Origin of the sequence: Ralstonia mannitolilytica (assembly GCF_000954135.1) — a bacterium.
Classification (GTDB): Bacteria; Pseudomonadota; Gammaproteobacteria; order Burkholderiales; family Burkholderiaceae; genus Ralstonia; species Ralstonia mannitolilytica.
This window is the reverse complement of sequence record NZ_CP010799.1, coordinates 1807151-1827218: the sequence shown is the minus strand read 5'-3', so window position 1 is coordinate 1827218 and position 20068 is coordinate 1807151. Positions and strand designations below refer to the sequence as shown.

Here is a 20068-nt window from a genome sequence, read left to right as displayed (position 1 = left end):
CGCGTCTTGCGCCCGGCCATGCGCAGGCTCTCTCGGGAGGAAACGAGCGGTAGATCGACCGGCCCATCGGGAGGTCGCCACCGGAAGAGTACGAGGCTCCACGCGGGCGCAGGCACGCTGAACGGCGCCATGCGGGACGGCCGGGTCAGGGCAAGGGGCGCCCCGAGAGGAGGGATCACGCGGGGGCTGTGCCGGCCCCGTGCAAGGATTGGAGTTCTGCGACGAGCGCCTGGATGTCGGCCGTGATGTCGCCGGACGAGGACGCGAGATGGCGCTCGAGCTCGCTTGCCAGATTGTGCGTCGGCAGATCGTCCACCACGGCAGCCGCACCGGAAATGCGATGTGCCGCCCGACGTGCCTGCTCGATGTTTCGATGCACGATGCCCTCGTTCAGCATCTCGAGATCGGTTTTCATGGCCTGTCGATAGACCACGTGCACGTCCACCGTCCGCGCGAGGCCGTGCGCTTCCGGCGCGGCGCTGGCGCCAGAGTCGCCGTGGCCGCACCAGAGTTCGATCAGTTCGCGCAACGCGGCCAGGCGCAACGGCTTGCCGAGAACGCCGTCCATGCCGCTGTCGAAGCAGCGCGTGCGATGCGCATCGTCGGCCGCGGCCGAGATGGCGACGATCGGCGTGCGTTCGGTGCCGCGCTGGCGTTCGATCTCGCGCATGCGCTGCGCGACGGTGTAGCCGTCGATGCCCGGCAGGTTGCAGTCGAGCAGCACCATGTCAAACGCTGCTGAGGCGAACTGCTCGAGCGCCGCTTCGCCGGTGCCCGCGATGGCCGACCGGCAAGCGAGCGCGCTGAGTTGATGCTGGATCGCGTGTTGCACCGCCTCGTGATCGTCGACGACCAGGACGAGCGGCCCCTCGTTCGAATCCCGCGACAGCGGCTTGTGCACCCGAACCGGTGACACCGCCTGTGCCGCAGATGCGGGCGATTCGTCGGCGCCTGACTGCGGTGCCGGCTGGGCATGTGGTTCGCGCGTGGGCAACATGACGGTGAACACCGTGCCGATCTCCGGGCTGCTGCTGACCGTGATCACGCCTTTCATCAGGTCGACCAGTTCACGGCAGATCGACAAGCCCAGCCCACTCCCGCTGGCACCGCGATGGCCCGGGCTTTCCACACGCGCGTAAGGCTCGAAGATATGCCGCTGACGTTCCGGAGGAATGCCCATGCCAGTGTCGCGCACCTCGAGCACCAGCGTGCCCGTACCGCGCCGCCTGCCGGGCAGGTGGTCGACGCGCAGAACCACCTTGCCGGTCGCCGTGAACTTGATCGCGTTGACCAACAGGTTCAGAACGATCTGCCGAACGCGCATCGGGTCGATGTCCACGCTGAAATCTGGCGCGCACGCCACATCGAGGGACAACGCCAGGTTCTTCTCATCCGAGCGCCACCGCACCATATCGACGGTCTGCTGCGCCCACGGCCCGATCCGGGTCGGTTCGGGCGCGAGCGTCACGCTGTGCGATTCGAGGCGCGAGTATTCGAGAACATCGTCGAGCAGCGCCAGGAGGGTTTCCGATGCCGAGACCGCCGCATCGGCCCGGCTGGCCTGCTGACCTGTCAGGTGCGATCGCTGCAGCAGCTCGAGCGAGGCCAGGATAGTGTGCATCGGCGTGCGTATCTCGTGGCTGATGAAGGCGAGGAACATCGCCTTGTCGCGCTCACTGCGCACGGCCGCCGCGCGCGCACGCCACAGCACGTACGCCAGCACCGCAAAGGCGAGCACCACCACGCCAACGAGGGCAACCTGCCGCCCGCGGTAATGGAGGATCGATGCCAGCGACGGGGCGCCGTAGTCCGTGGTTTCGAGCCACCGGTAGCGGATGGCGTCAGCCTCGGGTGCCGGAATGGCGGTGAGCGATTTCTCGACGATGGATGCCAGTACCGGGTTGTCCTGACGCGTTGCCATCGTCAACGCATACGGCCGGTACCAAATGGTGCCCGAGAGGAACAGCCGGCCTTTGAACTGGCGGTGCAACTGCGGAAGGATCGACACGTCAGTGCCCAGCGCTGCGTCCGCCTCGTCATCGGCAACGGCCTGCAGCGCTTGGGCTTCATTCTGGAACGTCAGCAACGTCACCGGAACGCCGCTGTGACGAATCGCGTATTCCAGGCCGCCGCCGCCCCTGATCGCCAGCCGCTTGCCCTTCAGCTGGCGAATGTCTGCAAACAGGTTCTCGCTCTCAGCCGTGACGATCGCGATCGTGCCGACGTAGTACGGCGTGCTGGCAATAAAGCCGGAGCTGTGATGCGTCCGGTCGTCGCTTCTGCCCCAATCGGGCACCAGGTCGATCTCGCCGGACGTCAGCGCTTCGCGCGCTCCTCTCCGGCAGGCGCCATCCACGTATTCGAACCGCAAGCCGCTGATGCTGGAGACTTCGTCGAGAAACGATGGGACGATACCGGCCACTTTCCCGCCGGTGACAAATTCGAATGGGCGCCAATCCGAGTTGACGCAGGTGCGTATCACCGGATGCGCGGCGATCCACGCGCGCTCTTCCGGCGTGAACGGGGAAGGTGCAGCCGCGTGGCTGCCGCCGGACATCCAACACAGCCACACGCCCACGATCAGTGCGCGCACCGTCGCCGCCACCTTGCTCACATCGTCCCCTGTCGCCATATCGGAATCACCTGCTCGGCGCGTCGCGTTCGCCCTGTTGCCCACCATGCCAGTGCACAAGCTTAATTCAGTCCCGTGCCGGCGGCCTGGAAAGTTGATCAAAGGGTCAGAGGGCGTGGCCGGCGAAGGTGCGTCTTGTTGGCACAGAGAAAGAGAAGAGAAAGCCCGCGATGCTATCGCCGTCGCGGCTGCAGTCCTGGCATGCACTGCATGCCGGTCCGGCGCCGGACCGATACAGAATCGACAAAATTGACGTGGTTCTGTACCTGTCGGCCAGGCAACGGCCGGTGCTAGCCTGCAAGCTCCTATTTGCCACTTGCCCATTCCCGCCATGCCCACACTCACCAACCTGCTTACCTTTGCCCTGGTCGCGCTCGGCATGGTACTCACGCCCGGCCCGAACATGATCTACCTGATCTCGCGTTCGATCTGCCAGGGGCGCAATGCGGGGCTGGTCTCGCTGGCGGGCATCGCCACGGGCTTCGTGTTCTACATGCTGTGCGCGGCGTTCGGCATCACGGCGCTGCTGATGGCCGTGCCGTTTGCGTACGATGCGCTGCGCTTTGGCGGCGCCATCTATCTGTTGTATCTGGCCTGGCAGGCGCTGCGCCCCGGCGGCCGCGCGCCGTTCCAGGTGCGAGACCTGCCCGTGGACAGCCCGCGCAAGCTGTACACGATGGGGTTGCTGACGAGCCTGCTCAACCCGAAGGTGGCAGTGCTGTATCTGTCGCTGCTGCCGCAGTTCATCGAGCCCTCGCACGGCAGCGTGCTCGTGCAGTCGGTGTGCCTGGGTATCACCCAGATCTGCGTGAGCGTGACGGTCAATTCCATGATCGCCGCCACGGCCGGCAGCATTGCCGCGTTTCTCTCGCGCACGCCGAGCTGGCTGTCGATCCAGCGTTACCTGATGGGCTCGGTGCTGACGAGCCTGGCGTTGCGCATGGCGATGGAAGCCCGCAAGTAGCACGCTGGGGATTCTGTAAACGACTGCGGGGCGATCCGGCAGCTTGCCGGATCGCCCCGCTGTGTTTGGCGTACCGCGCTCAGAACTCTTCCACGGCCGGCGTCAGCGCCCCAGGCTCGCGGACACGTCTTCAGCGGCGGCGCATGTAAAACGTGAAGACCTTGTCGTGTTCGCTATGCTGGAGCAGTTCGTTGCCGGTCTGCCTGGCAAACGCCTGGAAATCACGCGTCGCCCCCGGATCGGTAGCGAGAATCTTCAGCACCTCGCCGCTCTGCATGTCGGCAAGCGCCTTCTTCGTGCGCAGGATAGGCAGCGGGCAGTTCAGGCCGCGTGCATCAACTTCCTTCTGGAACTCCATGGCTTCCTCTGTGGTGCGGGTGGGCGGCATCGTGCCACCCACGTCAATCATTCGGCTATTGTAGCGAGCCGCGTCGGCTGCCACCGGCGCGGCGGCGGCTCGGCGGGCTCGCCGGTGCGGATGTCGATGTAGCTGACGGGCAGGCCGCGCGCCGTCAGGAAATCGGCCACCGCATAGCCCGTGCCGGCCGTCCACGGGCGCACCTTCTCGAACGGCTTCAGGCGGTATTCGACAAGCTCTTCCGACAGTGCGATCTCGCCATCGGCAACCACGTGGTACGCGATGATCAGCTCGTTCTTGCGGATGAAATCGTACACACCGATCAGCGAGATTGACTGCGCGTCCAGGTTCGTCTCTTCCTTCAACTCGCGCGCAATGCCCTGTTCCGGCGTTTCGCCATGCTCCATGAACCCGGTGACGAGCGCGAACATGCCCTCCGGCCACTGCGCGTTGCGCGCGAGGAACATCTGTCCGCGATACTCGACCACCGCCGCCAGCACCGGAAGCGGGTTGTTCCAGTGGACGAAACCGCAGGCCGGCGCGGGGCACGCAAGGCGCAGGCGGCCGGCCGTATGCTGCTCGACGAGCGGCGTGGCGCATTGCGGGCAGAAGCGGTAGTCGAAGCTCATGGCGGTGAGATGCTGAACTGGCGATTCAGGCGGCTTGCTCGCACGCTGTGCGAATGTCGGCGGCAAAGGCTTCGACGGTTTCGGGCCGCACGTCCCACGAGCACATCAGGCGGCAACCGCCCGCACCGATGAACGTGTAGAACTTCCAGCCGCGTGCGCGCAGCGCTTCGATGGCGGGCAAGGGAAGCTCCGCAAACACGGCATTCGATTCGGTGGGGAACATGATGCGCACCCCTGGCACATTGGCGATGCGTGCATGCAGCAACTGCGCCATCGCGTTGGCATGACGCGCGTTGCGCAGCCAGACGTCGTTCTCCAGCAAGCCGAGCCACGGTGCGGAGATGAAGCGCATCTTCGAAGCCAGCTGCCCGGCCTGCTTGACCCGATACGCAAAGTCTTCAGCGAGGCGCCGATCGAAGAAGACGACGGCTTCGCCCACCGGCAGCCCGTTCTTCGTGCCGCCGAAACACAGCACGTCCACGCCGGCGCGCCAGGTAATCTCCGACGGATGCACGCCAAGCGACGCCACGGCATTCGCAAAGCGCGCGCCGTCCATGTGCACGCGCAGCTGCCGGCGCTTGGCAATGGCGGCAATCGCACGCACCTCTTCCACCGTGTAGACGGTGCCGACTTCCGTCGATTGCGTGAGCGAAACGACCTTCGGCTTCGGGTAGTGGATATCGGAGCGGCGCGTGACCAGCGCTTCCACCGCATCGGGCGTGAGCTTGCCGTTCTCGCCCTTGGCGGTCAGCAGCTTGGAGCCGTTGGAGAAGAATTCCGGGCCGCCGCACTCATCGGTTTCGATATGCGCCAGCTCGTGGCAGATCACGGAGTGGTACGACTGGCACAGCGATGACAGCGCCAGCGAGTTCGCCGCCGTGCCGTTGAAGACGAAGAAGACTTCACAGTCGGTCTCGAACAGGTCGCGAATGCGGTCGCACACGCGCTGCGTCCAGGAGTCATCGCCATACGCGGGCTCGTGGCCGCTGCCGTTGGCTTCCAGGAAGTACTTCAGCGATTCGGGGCAGAACCCCGCGTAGTTGTCGGAGGCGAAATGCTGGGTGGGCTGCATGGCGGCCGTCATGAGGTGGGGCGCGTTCCTTCGTTACTTCTGTTCAGACCAGAGCACACCGCCCGTGGCCCAGTTCTCTCGCTTGACGTCGTTGATGATGATGTCGACTGCGGCTGGTGCGCAGCCCAGCGTTTCGCACGTCACGCGCGTCACTTCCTCGACGAGTTTTTTCTTCTGCTCAACGGTGCGGCCTTCAAACATCTCGATATGGAAAGTCGGCATGGGGTCTCCGGTCATCAGTCTCGGTAGGAAGCGTCGATTTTATCCAGTTTGCGCAGCAGCGCCGGCCACTCCATCACGCCTTCGATGGCGCCACCATCTTCGAGTTGTCCGGCAGCGCGATCGGCGACTTCCGGTGCGGGGAAGACCACCTCGCCGGCCGTGAGCGCCTGAATCTGGATCTCGCACGCCTTGATGAGCGTGGCCATCAGCACGTGCGCCTCGGCCACTGTGCGCCCGATGGTAAGTGTGCCGTGGTTGCGCAGCAGCATGGCGAACTGCGTGCCGAGCGAGGCCGTCAGCCGCGCGCCCTCTTCCGGCGTAAAGGCCAGGCCTTCGTAGTCGTGGTACGCGATGCGCCTGTGGAAGCGCAGCGCGTGCTGCGACAGCGGCAGCAGCCCATGCTTCTGCGCCGACACGGCAATGCCCGCCGTGTTGTGCAGATGGATCACGCAGTGTGCATCGGGCCGTGCGGCGTGCACGGCGGCATGCAGCGCAAAGCCCGTCACGTTCACGGATGGCCGCGTGGCCGCATCGGGCCAATCGCCGACGAGCTGGCCCGCACGGCTGATCTTGACGAGGTTGGACGCGGTGATTTCATCAAACGCCAGGCCGAACGCGTTGATGAGGAAGTGGTCCGGCTCACCCGGCACGGTGGCCGACAGGTGGGTATAGATCAGGTCGTCCCAGCCGTTGAGCGCGGCCAGTCGATAAGCGGCGGCAAGATCGACACGCACGGCGCGCTCGGCCTCGCTGATCTCGCCCCCGGGCACGACAGCGCCGGGGCGCAGGGCAAAAGACATGGGGCTCCTCCGATGGAGGGGCCATTCTAGAACGTGTGCGCCGAACGAGCACCATGCGTGTCGCAACGTGCGCTACAGGCTGTCGATCATCCACGTACGGGCGAGACGCGCTTGACGGCGAGGAACGTTGCCCCACCCACCAGCAGCGAGACCGCCGCCACGGCCAGCGACGTATGGAACCCGCCGGTGGCCGCAAACAGGCGATTTGCCAGCGGCGGCCCGACGATCTGGCCGATGCCGTAAGCCGCCGTCATCAGCCCCATCAGCCGGGGCGCCGCGTGCGGCCACAGGCGGCGCGCCTCGCGCATGGCAAACAGCGTGATCGCCGTGAACGGCAGGCCGAGCAGCGTGCTGGACAGTGCGAGCCCCGCCACCGTCGGCCAGACGATGCTGATGGTCACGGCCACCGCCTGCATGGCATAGGCGCTAGCGAGCAGCGAGCGGTTGTCGCGCGCCAGGCTGATCCGCGTGGAAAGGAACGCGCCGAGCGCCACGCCGGCGCCGAACATCGGCCAGAACAGGTCGGGCCACACCGACCCGGCCGGCAGCACCTTGCGCGCGATCACCGGCAGGAAGGTGGCGGTGATGATGTAGCCGAAACCGGCCAGGCCGTAGGCGAGCGTGACGGCCGCGGTGGGCGCGTCGAGCCCCGGCGACGCGTCCGACGGTGCCGATGGGGGGGCAGCCGCCGCACGTGCTTGTGGCCGGATGGTCGGCCACACCGCCGCCGACAGCAGCGCCGACAGCACGCCGAACGCCATCCAGGCCCAGGTGGCGTGCCAGCCCAGCGCGACCATGCCGCTGGCCATCAGGCCCGGAATGGCAATGCCGAGCCCCGGCCCGCAGAAGATGATGCCGCCCAATGCCGCATGGCCCAGTTCGGTCAGCCGATGCAGGCACCAGCCTGCGGTGAACACGAACACCAGCGCGCTCGCCATGCCGGCTGCAAAGCGCAGCATGAACCACGCCGGCTGGCCTTGCAGCACGCCCATCCCCGCCGTCAGCAGAATCGTTGCCATCAGCCCAATGCGGATCAGCCGTGCCGCATCGCCGCGCACCGCCATGCAGGCCAACGCGCCGATGAAATAGCCGAGATAGTTGCCCGTGGCAAGCCAGCTGCCCTGCGCCAGCGTGACGCTGCCGTCGTGCAGCAGCATCGGCAGGATCGGCGTGAAGGCGAACCGGCCGATGCCCATGGCGACGGACAGTGCCACCATGCCCGCAATGGCGACACGCCAGGCAGACACCCGCGCATCGTGCGCGGCGGACAAGGCAGATGAGGACGGCAGCGTGTGCTCCATGGGGACGCCCGGATGAGGAAATCGGCACGTCATCGTACGCAAGCCAGTCCATCCTGAAAAATGAATTATATTGAACAAACCCATTATCATTTGAGATACATCATGGACTTGGCCTCGCTCGAGATTTTTCGCACGGTGGTACGCGAAGGCGGTGTGACGCGGGCGGCGCAGCATCTGAACCGCGTGCAGTCGAACGTGACCACGCGCATCCGCCAGCTGGAGACGTCGCTCGGGGTGCAACTGTTCGTGCGCGAGGGCAAGCGCATGGTGCTCACGCCCGCCGGCCAGACGCTGCTGACCTACGCCGACGACATCCTGCGGCTGGCCGCCGAGGCACGGCAGGCCGTGCAGCCGCGCGAACCGCACGGCCGCCTGCGCATCGCCTCAATGGAAAGCACCGCAGCCAGCCGCCTGCCCGCATTGTTGGCCACGTTGCACCAGCGCTGGCCGCGCGTGCAGCTGGAGCTGGTGACGATGACGACGCGCCAGTCCCTCCAGGCGCTCTCCAACTTCGAGGTGGACTGCGCATTCGTGGCGGAAACCGCATGCATGGCGAACACGCGCGCCGCAATGACCACGCTGCCCGCCTTTGCCGAAGAGCTCGTGCTGATCGCGCATCGCGCGCATCCGCCCATCCGCCGCGCCACCGACGTACAAACCCCGGCCCTGCTCGCCTTCGAGCCCGGCTGCGCGTATCGGCAATTGATCGAAGACTGGTTTGCAGCAGACGGCGTGGTGCCCGCACGCGTGCTCGAACTCGGCTCGTACCACGCCATCATCGCGTGCGCGGCAGCGGGGATCGGCGTGGCGCTTGTGCCGCGCTCGGTGCTGGAGCTGTACACGAACGCGCCGGAGATCAGCGTGCACGCGCTGCGCAAACCGGGCCGCGTCGACACCGTGCTTGCCTGGCACCGCGACATGGCCGGGCCCGCCCTGCAGGCGCTCGTGCAGGTGCTGCGCGAGCCGCACGCCGCGGCCGTCGAGCCCGCCACGCAGGCCATCGCTGCCTAAACTGAACTGGACGATGCGCTGAGTCCCACACCGACCGTGCCGCCGGTCCAGCGCAGTCGAGCGCGGCAATCACGACGGAGGCGCCATGCGACCGTCAATGCGGATTCGGCAGTGGACGGCCCGGCTGGCCGCGATGGCTGCTGCCGCCTGGAGCGGCCTTGCCATGGCGGCCGCGCCGGTGGTGGTGCTACCGCTGACCGGCGCCATCGGCCCGGCCAGCGCGGCGTACGTCATTCACGGCCTGCACCAGGCGCGTGCACAAGGCGCACAACTCGTGGTGCTGCAAATGGATACGCCGGGCGGGCTCGATGCATCGATGCGGCAGATCATCCAGGCGATCCTCGCCTCGCCGGTGCCGGTGGCGGGCTATGTGGCGCCCGGTGGGGCGCGGGCGGCCAGTGCGGGCACATACATCCTCTATGCCTGCCATGTCGCGGCGATGGCGCCTGCCACCAATCTCGGGGCCGCATCGCCAGTGGCCATCGGCATCGGCGGACATGCGCCCAGCCCCGGCGATGCCGCGAAGCCGTCCAGCGCGCCGTCTGCCGCTGCGGGCAACGAAGACACCCTTGCCCGCAAGCAGATGCACGATGCCGCCGCGTACATCCGCGGGCTGGCACAGCTGCGCGGCCGCAACGCCGACTGGGCGGAACGTGCCGTGCGCGAAGCCGTGAGCCTGGACGCGCCCGAGGCGGCCAGCCAGCACGTCATCGACCTCATCGGCAGCGACATACCCGACCTGCTCAGGCAGGTGGACGGCCGCGCGCTGCACACATCGGCGGGCCTCGTGACCCTGCATACCGCCGGCGCGCAGACCGTCACGCTGGAGCCCGACTGGCGCAACCGGTTCCTCGGCGTCATCACCGACCCGAGCCTCGCGCTGTTGCTGCTGACGGTGGGCGTGTACGCGCTGATCTTTGAATTCTCGACGCCGGGCATGGTGGTGCCGGGCATTCTCGGCGCGGTGTGCATCGTGGTGGCGCTGTACGGCTTGCAGATGCTGCCGATCAGCTATGCGGGACTGGCGCTGATTGCGCTCGGGCTCGGCTGCATGGTGGCCGAGGCGTTCCTGCCGACGTTCGGCGCGCTCGGCGTGGGCGGCATCGTTGCGTTCGTGCTCGGCGCCGTCATGTTGATCGACACGCAGACGCCCGGCTTTGGCGTGCCGCTGCCGTTGATCGTGTCGACGGCGCTGGTGAGCCTGGCGGTGATCCTGTTGCTCTCCAGCATGGCGATGCGCGCGCGGCGGCAGCCGAGCGTGGCTGGTGGCGACACGCTCATCGGCATGACCGGCGAATTGCTGGAACTGGACCCGACCGACCCCGACGACCCCGCCGCCGGCTGGGCACAGGTGCGCGGCGAACGCTGGCGCGTGCATTGCGATGGGCCCGTGGCGCGCGGCGACCGCATCCGCGTGACGGCGCGGCACGGCCTGACCCTCGACGTGGTGCCGGCGTCATCCTAAGGAGACGAACATGATCTACGGATTCTTCAGCGCGGGCGGCCTGATCTTTCTGGTCGTGCTGCTGGTGATCTCGTCGTTCCGGGTGCTGCGCGAATACGAGCGCGGCGTGGTGTTCATGCTCGGCCGGTTCTGGCGCGTGAAGGGGCCGGGGCTGGTGCTGATCATCCCGGCGGTGCAGCAGATGGTGCGCGTGGACTTGCGCACCGTGGTGATGGACGTGCCGCCGCAGGATGTGATCTCGCACGACAACGTGTCGGTCAAGGTCAACGCGGTGGTGTACTTCCGCGTGGTCGACCCCGAGCGCGCGATCATCCAGGTGGCGAACTTCCTGGAGGCCACGAGCCAGCTTGCGCAGACCACGCTGCGGGCGATTCTCGGCAAGCACGAGCTGGACGAGATGCTCGCAGAGCGCGAGAAGCTCAACCTCGACATCCAGAAGGTGCTCGATATCCAGACCGATCCGTGGGGCATCAAGATTGCCAACGTCGAGATCAAGCATGTGGATCTGAATGAATCGATGATCCGGGCGATTGCACGGCAGGCCGAGGCGGAGCGTGAACGGCGCGCGAAGGTCATTCACGCGGAAGGCGAGCTGCAGGCGTCCGAGAAATTGCTGGAGGCGGCGCGGATGCTGGCGCAGCAGCCTGAGGCGATCCAGCTGCGGTATCTGCAGACGTTGACGCAGATTGCCGGGGACAAGACGTCGACGATTGTGTTTCCGTTGCCGATGGATGTGTTGGGGGCGGTGAGGAAGGGGTAGGGCTTGGAGAAATCTCTCCCTCACAGGTCGATCTTCATGCCTAGCTTGAACACCCGCGGCGCGCCCATCGAGAGGCGGTTGTTGCCGGCGCCTGCCCAGTAGCGCTTGCCGGTGAGGTTGTCGACGTTGAATTGCAGCGTGGTGCGCTTGCCCGAAATGCGCGTGACGTATCGCACGCCGGCCGAAAAGAGCGTGGTGCCGCCAAGCTCGGCCTGGTTGGCGTCGTTCACGGGACGTGGCCCGAGGTAGTACGCGCCGGCGTTGAGCGACACCGAGCGCAGCATCGGCAGCGTGTACTCGGCGAACAGGCTGGCGGTGCTGCGCGGCGTGTTCTCGGGCGTCTTGCCGTCGAGGCCGTTGCCGACGCCGCGGAACGTGGCGTCGGTCCATCCGGCGGACGCCAGCAGCGAGAGGTCGTTCGTCACGCGGCCCTGCGCGGTCAGTTCGACGCCGCGGATGCGCTCGCGGCCGTCCTGTACGAAGACGTTGGCATCGTTCGTGTACGCGGCGGCGCGGTCGATGTCATACACGGCGGCCGCAAGCTGCGTGCCGGTCGGCGTTTCGTAGCGCACGCCCACTTCCTTCTGTTCGCTCAAGGCCGGCGGCATGGCCACGTTGGCGTTGACGGCCGTGTTGGGCGCGCGCTGGCCCGCCTCCAGACCTTGCGCGTACGACGCATAGGCCGACAGCGTGGGCGTGAACCTGTAGATGATCGCGCCCAGCGGCGTGGTCTTGCTGGCCTCGTAGCGGTTTGGCACCTGCTCGCTGGTGTAGCGCGTGTACCGCAGGCCGGCGATCACCTGCCAGTGCTGCGAAAGCGTCATGCGGTCCATCGCGTAGATGCCCGTGTCGACGGCACGCTGTTCAGCCGTGAAGCCGGTGCCGGTGGTCGGCAGCCAGCCGAGGTCGATCGGGTTGTACAGGTTCTGCGCACCGGAGAACCGGTCGGAGTACACCGCCGCCTGCCGCATGTCCGATCGCGCCACGCCGAAGGTCAGGTCGTGCGTGATCCAGCCCGTCTTCTCGGTGCCGTTGATGTCGGCACGCACATGGCTCGTGTTCCAGCGGCCGTTCTGACGTTGTCCGCTCACCGTGCCCGCGCCCGTCGCCGGATTGCTCAGGCGGAACTCCGAAAACGCCCGCGAGCGCGCCGTCTCCGACATGCCGCCCTCCACCGTCAGCAGCCACGCATCGCTGAGTGCGTAGTCGGCCCGCAGCAGCGCGTTGGTGTTGTTGCCGTCAAAGTCGGCCCAACCCGGAGCGATGCGCCTGGTCGGGTCCGGCATGGCCGGTAGCGTGATGACGCCATTGCGTGCTGCGGGCAGCGTCACCACGGATTGCTCGGTGATGGCCTTGCGCGAATATTCGAGGTCGGCCTTCAGGCTCAGGCGGCTGTTGACCTTCCAGTCGAACGCCATGGCCGCCAGCTGCCGCGTCCCGTCGATGCCGCTGGTGGGCGATTGCAGCGAACCACCTGCGGCGTTGAAGCGGATGCCGTATTGGTTGTCTTCACCAAAGCGGCGGCCCACGTCGACGGTGCCGATGGCCGTGCCGTTGCTGTCGAACTGCACGCCCAGCGTGGTGACGGGCGTGTTGCCCGCGCGCTTGGTCACCAGGTTCACGACGCCGCCCGGCGTGGTGTAGCCGTAATACAGCGCCGACACACCCTTGAGCACCTCCACGCGCTCCTTGTCCTCGAGCGGGATGGCGGTCAGCGCGGGAATCGGCATGGAACCGTTGAAGCGGAAGTTGGTGCGGTTCTCCATCGTCACGCCCCGGATGGCGAGGTTGTCGAACGTCTCGCCGGAAAGCTGCTGGCGCGTGACGCCTGCCGTATTGCGCAGCGCGTCGTACAGCGACGTGTCTTGCTGCGCGTCGAGCGCCTCCCGCGTGACGACGTTGACGGTGGCCGGGATGTCACGCAATGCCATGCCGCGGAATGCACCCACCTCTGCCGTGCTGGCTGCAAAGCCGCGCTGGCTGCGCGCGGTCACTGTGGTTTCGTCCAGGTCGATCTTTGCCTGGGTGGCAGGGTGGGTTTCGTCGGCGTGGGCCAACGTGGACGCGGCAAGAGGCATGGCGGCGAGCGCGCAGGACAACGCGCGGGCCGTGAGACGACGGGTCATCGCGGACACAGGATTCGAGCAGGATTGACGGAACCGGACGCCCCGGGAACGGCGGCGGAGGACAAAAAAACGCGCCGCAACAGCAAGTGCGGCGCGTCGTCCGTCGGCTGGCAGGTCAGCACCCGCTGGCTCGCCCGGCAACAGCGATGGCCAGCGATCAGGCCAGATGCCCGCTGCCGCCCATCAATTGAGAATGATTATCATTATACGTTTTGAAATCCCGTGTAAGCAACCATCAATTCGAAGGCACCCCCTGCTTCCACTGCGGCCAGCGCTGCACGATATCGTCGAGCAACGGCTTGGCCGCGTTGACGAGGTTGTGCGTGGCCGGCACGAAGCCGCCCTGCTGCGCGTAGTTGATCAAGCCGTCGGAGGCGCTCTGGCCGTCGTACGGACGGTCAAAGTCCGAGCCCGCACGCAGCAGCGCCACGCGGCTGAAGTCGATCTTGCCGGCACGGGCGCCACGTGTAAGGACTTCGAGCGTGGCGTTGTCTTCCTGTGCGGTGGTGCAGTAAGTGCCCTTGTTGTCGGTCATGGTCTTCACCCAGTCACGCGCGCGTTGGCCCAGGTTGCGGCCGGCCCACCAGGTATCGGCGGAAGCCACATCGCACTGGATGACGCCGGGCGGCTGGTTGGCCGGGGCATACGCGTAGTTCTTGCGGAAGGCGATGGCCTCGGGGCTGTCTTCCAGCGTGGCCGATTTCGACAGCGTGTACGCCTTCTGCAGCAGCGTCTCGTTGAGCTGGAACACCTCGGTGCGGTAGTCCATCGGCGGCTTCTGACCGGGGCCCTTGGTGCCGATGCCGAAGTAGCCATACGGCCAGGCGGCCGGCATCTCGCGCGCATCGATCTCATGCGAGAGGCCGTAGTCCACCGCATAGCGCGCCCACGCCACAGACCCGACCGTGCCCTGGGCAGGATCGATGCCGGCAATGCCGGCAATCACGAAGTACGTGTGCGTCAGGTCCAGTTTGCTGCGATAGAGCAGCGCCGAGAGCGTCGCCGCCGCATTGGCGTAGCCCATCCCCGTGGTGATCTGGCAGATGCCGTCGTAGTTGCACAGCATGTTCGGCGCGTCGGGCGACAGGCCGGAGATGTAGACCTTCTCCTTCAGGTCATAACGGTCGATGAAGGGTTGCGCTTCTCCCTGGAACATGTTGATGACGATGACCTTCACGCCGTCGTACGCACAGCTGTTCAAGGTCAGTGCTGCCGCGCCTGCGGCGAGCAACGTGGCAAGGGATCGCATTGGCGTTTTGCGTGGGGAATCGATCATGGCGAGGGCACTCCGTGTTTCCACACGCTCCAGCGCGTGACGATCTCATTGACCAGCGGGCCGCCCGCCAGGTACAGGTTGTTGAGCGACGGCACAAACCCGCCCGAGTTGCTGTTGACCAGCGAGTCGTACGGCGTCTGCCCCGGATATGGCCGATCGAAGTTCGATGCGGTGCGCAGCACGGCCACGCGCTGCAGGTCGAGCAGGCCCGCCTTCGCGCCGCGCGTGAGCGCTTCAAACGTGGCGTTGTCTTCCTGCTGCGTGGTGCAGTACGTGCCCTGCCCGTCCGTCAGCAGCTTGACCCAGGCGGCCTCGCGCTCGCCGAGCCTGGCGCCGTGCCAGTACGTATTGCCGGCAGCGGTGTCGCATTGCACGACCGAAGGCGGCTGGTTGGCCGGTGCGCTCGGGTAGTTGGCCCGGTACGCACGCGCCGTTGCGTTGTCGTCCAGCACCACGCCCCGCGAGAGCGCCAGCGCCTTCTGCAGCAGCGCCTCGTTGACGCGAAAGACCTCGGTCTTGTAGTCCAGCGGCGGCTTCTGCCCCGGGCCCTGCGTGTTGATGCCGATGAAGCCATTCGGCCAGTTGCCGGGAATCTCACGCGCGTCGATCTCCCAGGCGAGATCGCTGTCGACGAGGAAGCGCGCCCATGCGGCCGATCCCAATGTGCCCAGCGACGGGTCGATGCCGGCAATGCCCGCCACCAGGAAATACGTGCGCTGCAAGTCGAACTTGCCGCTGTAGATCAGCGCCGACACCGATGACGCCGCATTCGCCTTGCCCATGCCGGTGGTGAGCTGGCACACGTCGTTGGCGTTGCAATGCACGTTCGGGTAGTCGATCGACAGACCGGGCACCGGCACCTCCTGCGTGAGGCCCAGCTTGTCGATCCACGGCTGCGCCTCGGGCGCGAACATGCTGATGATCAGCACCTTGACCTTGCGTGCGTGCGACTCGGGCACGAGCTGCGCCACGGGCTGCGTCGACGCGCCGATGCCGGCCGCCACCAACGCGCCGGCAGCGATGGTCTTGAGCAATCGTTTGCCAAGCCGCCCGACTAATCGCTGCGGTCGCTGCGGCGGCTGGGCGTCGACCTTGTCAGATAGAGCGCTCATGGTTCTCCTCGGATTTGGGGATGGGGATACGACGTGCACTGCGGGGAACAGCGCCGGCGACCGATGCAAGTTGCCTGCCAGGCGAACGGACCGGTCACGCTTCCCCGGTATAGGCGATGGCGCAGCCACCCTCCAGCCTGCCCCAAACGTGGGCTTGTCCTGCGGGCCCGGACAAGCGGCCATACCCGTGCATGGCGCACGGAATCCGTCCCCAAAACAAAACGGCGCGCGCCCCGTCGGTCGGGAACGCGCGCCGTTCAGCGCATCACGTTGAAAGCGTTACATCACACTTTCTGCTGCACCCACGCAGCCACGCCGGCCAGCGCCTGCGGCAGCTTCTCGGGCTCGGTACCACCAGCCTGCGCCATGTCGGGGCGGCCGCCGCCCTTGCCGCCGACCTGCTGGGCGACAAAGTTGACCAACTCGCCGGCCTTGACCTTGGCGGTGGCGTCGGCCGTCACACCGGCGATCAGCGCGACCTTGCCGTCGCTCACGCTGCCCAGCACGATGGCCGCGCTCTGCAGCTTGTCCTTGAGCTTGTCCATGGTCTCGCGCAGCGTCTTGGCATCGGCGCCGTCGAGCTTCGCGGCCAGCACCTTGATGCCCGCCACGTCCACGGCCTGGCTGACGAGCTCATCGCCCTGGCTTGCGGCGAGCTTGGACTTCAGCCGCTCGAGTTCCTTTTCCAGCGACTTCACCTGGTCCTGCACCTGCACGATGCGTTGTGTCAGTTCCGCCGGCTGGGCGCGCAGCGCAGCCGCGGCTTCGTTGACGCGGTCGTCCAGCGTCTGCAGGTAGTGCAGCACGTTGTCGCCGGTGATGGCTTCCACGCGGCGGATGCCCGCTGCCACGCCCGACTCGCTCACGATCTTGAACAGGCCGATGTCGCCGGTGCGCGCCACGTGGGTGCCGCCGCACAGTTCCTTCGACGAGCCGATCGACAGCACACGCACCTCGTCGCCGTACTTCTCGCCGAACAGCGCCATGGCGCCGCTCTTGACCGCGTCGTCAAAGCCCATCATCTGGGCGGCGGTGGGCGCGTTGGCGAAGATCTCGGCATTGACGCGCGCTTCCACCTCGCGGATCTGCAGCGGCGTCATCGGTGCGTTGTGCGAGAAGTCGAAGCGCGTCTTGTCGGCATCGACCAGCGAGCCCTTCTGCTGCACGTGCGGGCCCAGCACTTCGCGCAGGGCCTTGTGCATCAGGTGGGTCGCGGAGTGGTTGCGCATGGTGCGCGCACGGCGCACGGCGTCCACTTCGGCCGCGACCGCATCGCCAACCTTCAGCACGCCGGTGCGCAGCGTGCCGTGGTGGCCGAACACGTCCGGCAGCACCTTCTGCGTGTCGGCCACGTCAAACCAGACGGTGGCAGCCTTGAGCGTGCCCTGGTCGCCAACCTGGCCGCCCGACTCGGCGTAGAACGGGGTGTGGTCCAGCACCACCACGCCGGTCTGGCCCGGCTGCATGGCATCGACCGACGCGCCGTCGACGAACAGCGCCGTCACGCGGGCTGTCTCGCTCACGAGCTGCTCGTAGCCGTGGAACGTGGTCTTGTCGCCGGTGTAGTCGAGCGTGCCGGCGGCCATCTTGAACTTGCCGGCCGCACGCGCCTGCTCGCGCTGGCGGTTCATGGCGGCATCAAAGGCGGCTTCGTCGACGATGACGTCGTTCTCGCGGCAGACGTCCTGCGTGAGGTCCAGCGGGAAACCGTAGGTGTCGTGCAGCTTGAAGGCGAGTTCGCCGTCGAGCATCTTGCCGCCAGACGTCTTCAATTCGCCCAGCGCGGCGTCGAGGATCGACATGCCGTGCTCGATGGTTTCGAAGAAGCGCGTTTCTTCGGTGCGCAGCACTTCGACCACGCGGTCGCGCGCGTCGCGCAGCTCCGGATACGCCTCGCCCATCTGCGCCACGAGGTCGTCCACCAGCTTGTGGAAGAACGGCGTGCGGCAGCCGAGCTTGTAGCCGTGGCGGATGGCGCGCCGGATGATCCGGCGCAGCACGTAGCCGCGGCCTTCGTTGCCCGGGATCACGCCGTCGACGATCAGGAACGAGCACGCGCGGATGTGGTCGGCAATCACGCGCAGCGAGTTGTTGGCCAGGTCCTTGGTGTTCGTCTCACGTGCGGCAGCGGCGATGAGCGCCTGGAACAGGTCGATCTCGTAGTTGCTGTGCACGTGCTGCAGGATGGCGGCCAGGCGCTCCAGGCCCATGCCGGTATCCACGCACGGGGCGGGCAGCGGCGTGAGCGTGTATTCGCCGGTGGCCGGATCGAGCTGGCGATCGAACTGCATGAACACGTTGTTCCAGATCTCGATGTAGCGGTCGCCGTCGGCTTCCGGGCTTCCCGGGGGGCCGCCCCACACGTCCGGGCCGTGGTCGTAGAAGATTTCCGAGCACGGACCGCACGGGCCGGTTTCGGCCATCTGCCAGAAGTTGTCGGAGGCATACGGCGCGCCCTTGTTGTCGCCGATGCGCACGACGCGCTCGGGTGGCAGGCCGATGACCTTGGTCCAGATGTCGTAGGCCTCGTCGTCGGTCTGGTAGACGGTGGCCCACAGCTTCTCGGCCGGCAGCTTGTATTCCTGCGTCAGCAGCTCCCACGCCCACACGAGTGCGTCGCGCTTGAAGTAGTCGCCGAACGACCAGTTCCCGAGCATTTCGAAGAACGTGTGGTGACGCGCCGTGTAGCCGACGTTTTCCAGGTCGTTGTGCTTGCCTCCGGCGCGCAGGCAGCGCTGCACGGAGGCCGCGCGCACGTACGGGCGCTTGTCGGTGCCGAGGAAGACGTCCTTGAACTGCACCATGCCGGAGTTGGTGAACAGCAGCGTCGGGTCGTTGCCCGGCACCAGCGGCGAGGAACGCACCACGGTGTGGCCCTTGCCCTCAAAGAAGGTCAGGAATTTTTGGCGGATATCGGAGGCTTTCATGTCGCGGGGTGCCGGAGTCAGCATTGCGCCCGGGGCGAGGCCCGGAAGCGCTGTTGGATCAGTGCAAACCGTTGATTATACGGGGTTCACGCCACTTTTACGTCCATTGGTCGCAGGGGGCTGGGGTGACGTGGAAGGCTGGTGTACAGTCCATGCGTTCCAATTGTGTCGATTCGTCAATCCATGGGTGCTCTGAGCCATCTCCGTGTTCTTGACCTGACCCGCGTGCTGGCCGGCCCCTGGTGCGCGCAAAACCTCGCCGATTTCGGCGCCGACGTCATCAAGGTGGAGCGCCCCGGCGCCGGCGACGACACCCGCACCTGGGGCCCGCCCTGGCTCAAGGACAAGGCCGGCCGCGACACCGCCGAAGCCGCCTACTACCTGGCTGCCAACCGCAACAAGCGCTCGATCACCGTTGACATCAGCACGCCGGAGGGGCAGGACATCGTCCGCAAGCTCGCGGCGCACGCCGATGTGGTGCTGGAGAACTACAAGGTCGGCCAGCTCCGTAAATACGGGCTGGACTACGAATCCCTCAAGGCCGTCAAGCCGGACCTCATCTACTGCTCGATCACCGGCTTCGGCCAGACCGGCCCCTACGCCGCGCGCGCCGGCTACGACTTCATCGTGCAAGGCATGGGCGGTTTCATGAGCCTGACCGGCGAGCGCGACGACCTGCCCGGCGGCGGCCCGCAGAAGGCCGGCGTCGCCATTTCCGACCTGATGACCGGGATGTATGCCACCGTGGCCGTGCTGGCCGCACTCGCGCATCGGGACCGCACCGGCGAGGGCCAGTACATCGACATGGCGCTGCTCGACGTGCAGGTCGCCATGCTGGCCAACATGAACACCAATTACCTGGCGAGCGGGCAGGCGCCCAAGCGCTGGGGCAATGCACATCCGAACATCGTGCCTTACCAGACCTTCCAGACGGCCGACGGCTGGATCATCGTGGCGGTTGGCAACGACGGCCAGTTCCGCCGCTTCGTGGAAGCCGGCGGCATGGCCGAACTGGCGGATGACCCGCGCTTTGCCACCAACCCGCAGCGCGTCGCCAACCGCGACGCGCTGGTGCCGATCCTGGCGGAGATGGTCAAGCGTTTCGGCAAGACGGCGTGGATCGGCAAGCTCGAAGCCGCCGGCGTGCCGTGCGGACCGATCAACAACCTCGACGAGGTCTTCGACAATGAACAGGTGCAGGCGCGCGGCCTGCGTGTCGATCTGCCCCACCCGAGCGCCGGCACCGTCAAGCTGGTCGGCAGCCCCGTCAAGATGAGCGCGACGCCGCCGAAGGCCGCAAGCCATCCGCCGCTGCTGGGCGAACACACCGATGCCGTGCTGCGCGACGTGCTCGATCTGAGCGCCGAGCAGATCGCGTCGCTCCGAGACCGCGGCGTGATCTAGCTGCTTCAT

16 protein-coding genes are annotated in these 20068 nt (G+C 66.6%); 5 read left to right on the top strand and 11 right to left on the bottom strand.

The window, feature by feature from the left end:
- Positions 1–175: 175 nt before the first annotated feature.
- On the bottom strand, positions 176–2632 hold the full coding sequence (locus TK49_RS08720) for an ATP-binding protein (RefSeq protein ID WP_045786323.1): 2457 nt from the start codon (positions 2630–2632) through the stop codon (positions 176–178).
- A 331-nt stretch (positions 2633–2963) separates the two neighbouring features.
- Between TK49_RS08720 and TK49_RS08715 the strand changes: the two genes are divergently transcribed.
- Positions 2964–3596 (top strand): LysE family translocator, encoded by a 633-nt coding sequence (locus TK49_RS08715; RefSeq protein WP_045786322.1) that lies wholly within the window; start codon positions 2964–2966, stop codon positions 3594–3596.
- A 130-nt stretch (positions 3597–3726) separates the two neighbouring features.
- Here TK49_RS08715 and TK49_RS08710 read toward each other — a convergent pair whose 3' ends face one another.
- The 6 genes from TK49_RS08710 to TK49_RS08685 form a co-directional block, all read right to left on the bottom strand.
- On the bottom strand, positions 3727–3954 hold the full coding sequence (locus TK49_RS08710; protein ID WP_045787815.1) for a sulfurtransferase TusA family protein: 228 nt from the start codon (positions 3952–3954) through the stop codon (positions 3727–3729).
- 47 nt (positions 3955–4001) lie between these two features.
- Complete coding sequence (locus TK49_RS08705) at positions 4002–4583, bottom strand: NUDIX hydrolase (RefSeq protein ID WP_045786321.1); 582 nt, start codon at positions 4581–4583, stop codon at positions 4002–4004.
- A gap of 25 nt (positions 4584–4608) precedes the next feature.
- Positions 4609–5655 carry a threonine aldolase family protein gene (locus tag TK49_RS08700; protein ID WP_045787814.1) on the bottom strand — a complete coding sequence of 349 codons (1047 nt, stop codon included), beginning with the start codon at positions 5653–5655 and terminating at the stop codon, positions 4609–4611.
- A gap of 33 nt (positions 5656–5688) precedes the next feature.
- Positions 5689–5877 carry a 4-oxalocrotonate tautomerase gene (locus TK49_RS08695; RefSeq protein ID WP_045786320.1) on the bottom strand — a complete coding sequence of 63 codons (189 nt, stop codon included), beginning with the start codon at positions 5875–5877 and terminating at the stop codon, positions 5689–5691.
- A gap of 14 nt (positions 5878–5891) precedes the next feature.
- Positions 5892–6677 (bottom strand): class II aldolase/adducin family protein, encoded by a 786-nt coding sequence (locus tag TK49_RS08690; RefSeq protein ID WP_045786319.1) that lies wholly within the window; start codon positions 6675–6677, stop codon positions 5892–5894.
- An 86-nt stretch (positions 6678–6763) separates the two neighbouring features.
- Positions 6764–7978: a YbfB/YjiJ family MFS transporter gene (locus tag TK49_RS08685; RefSeq protein WP_045786318.1), complete on the bottom strand. Its 1215-nt coding sequence runs from the start codon at positions 7976–7978 to the stop codon at positions 6764–6766.
- A gap of 102 nt (positions 7979–8080) precedes the next feature.
- Between TK49_RS08685 and TK49_RS08680 the strand changes: the two genes are divergently transcribed.
- From TK49_RS08680 to TK49_RS08670, 3 genes are all read left to right on the top strand, one after another.
- Entirely contained in the window at positions 8081–8989 is a 909-nt protein-coding gene (locus tag TK49_RS08680) for a LysR family transcriptional regulator (protein WP_045786317.1), read from the top strand.
- A gap of 85 nt (positions 8990–9074) precedes the next feature.
- Positions 9075–10454 (top strand): NfeD family protein, encoded by a 1380-nt coding sequence (locus tag TK49_RS08675; protein ID WP_045786316.1) that lies wholly within the window; start codon positions 9075–9077, stop codon positions 10452–10454.
- A 10-nt stretch (positions 10455–10464) separates the two neighbouring features.
- Positions 10465–11214, top strand: coding sequence for a slipin family protein (locus TK49_RS08670; RefSeq protein WP_045786315.1), 750 nt, complete (start codon positions 10465–10467; stop codon positions 11212–11214).
- Between the two features lie 20 nt (positions 11215–11234).
- Here the strand turns inward: TK49_RS08670 and TK49_RS08665 are convergent, their stop codons facing one another.
- The 4 genes from TK49_RS08665 to alaS form a co-directional block, all read right to left on the bottom strand.
- The gene (locus tag TK49_RS08665) at positions 11235–13340 is read right to left on the bottom strand and encodes a TonB-dependent siderophore receptor (RefSeq protein WP_045786314.1); all 2106 of its coding nucleotides are present in this window, start codon (positions 13338–13340) and stop codon (positions 11235–11237) included.
- Positions 13341–13575: 235 nt separating this feature from the next.
- The gene (locus tag TK49_RS08660; protein ID WP_045786313.1) at positions 13576–14616 is read right to left on the bottom strand and encodes a purine-nucleoside phosphorylase; all 1041 of its coding nucleotides are present in this window, start codon (positions 14614–14616) and stop codon (positions 13576–13578) included.
- Positions 14613–15728, bottom strand: a complete 1116-nt coding sequence (locus TK49_RS08655) for a purine-nucleoside phosphorylase (protein WP_045786312.1) — start codon at positions 15726–15728, stop codon at positions 14613–14615. The genes TK49_RS08660 and TK49_RS08655 overlap by 4 nt, the downstream gene beginning before the upstream one ends.
- A 284-nt stretch (positions 15729–16012) precedes the next feature.
- Positions 16013–18655, bottom strand: coding sequence for an alanine--tRNA ligase (gene alaS, locus TK49_RS08650; RefSeq protein ID WP_045786311.1), 2643 nt, complete (start codon positions 18653–18655; stop codon positions 16013–16015).
- A gap of 183 nt (positions 18656–18838) precedes the next feature.
- Between alaS and TK49_RS08645 the strand changes: the two genes are divergently transcribed.
- Positions 18839–20059: a CaiB/BaiF CoA transferase family protein gene (locus tag TK49_RS08645; RefSeq protein WP_045786310.1), complete on the top strand. Its 1221-nt coding sequence runs from the start codon at positions 18839–18841 to the stop codon at positions 20057–20059.
- Positions 20060–20068 lie beyond the last annotated feature (9 nt).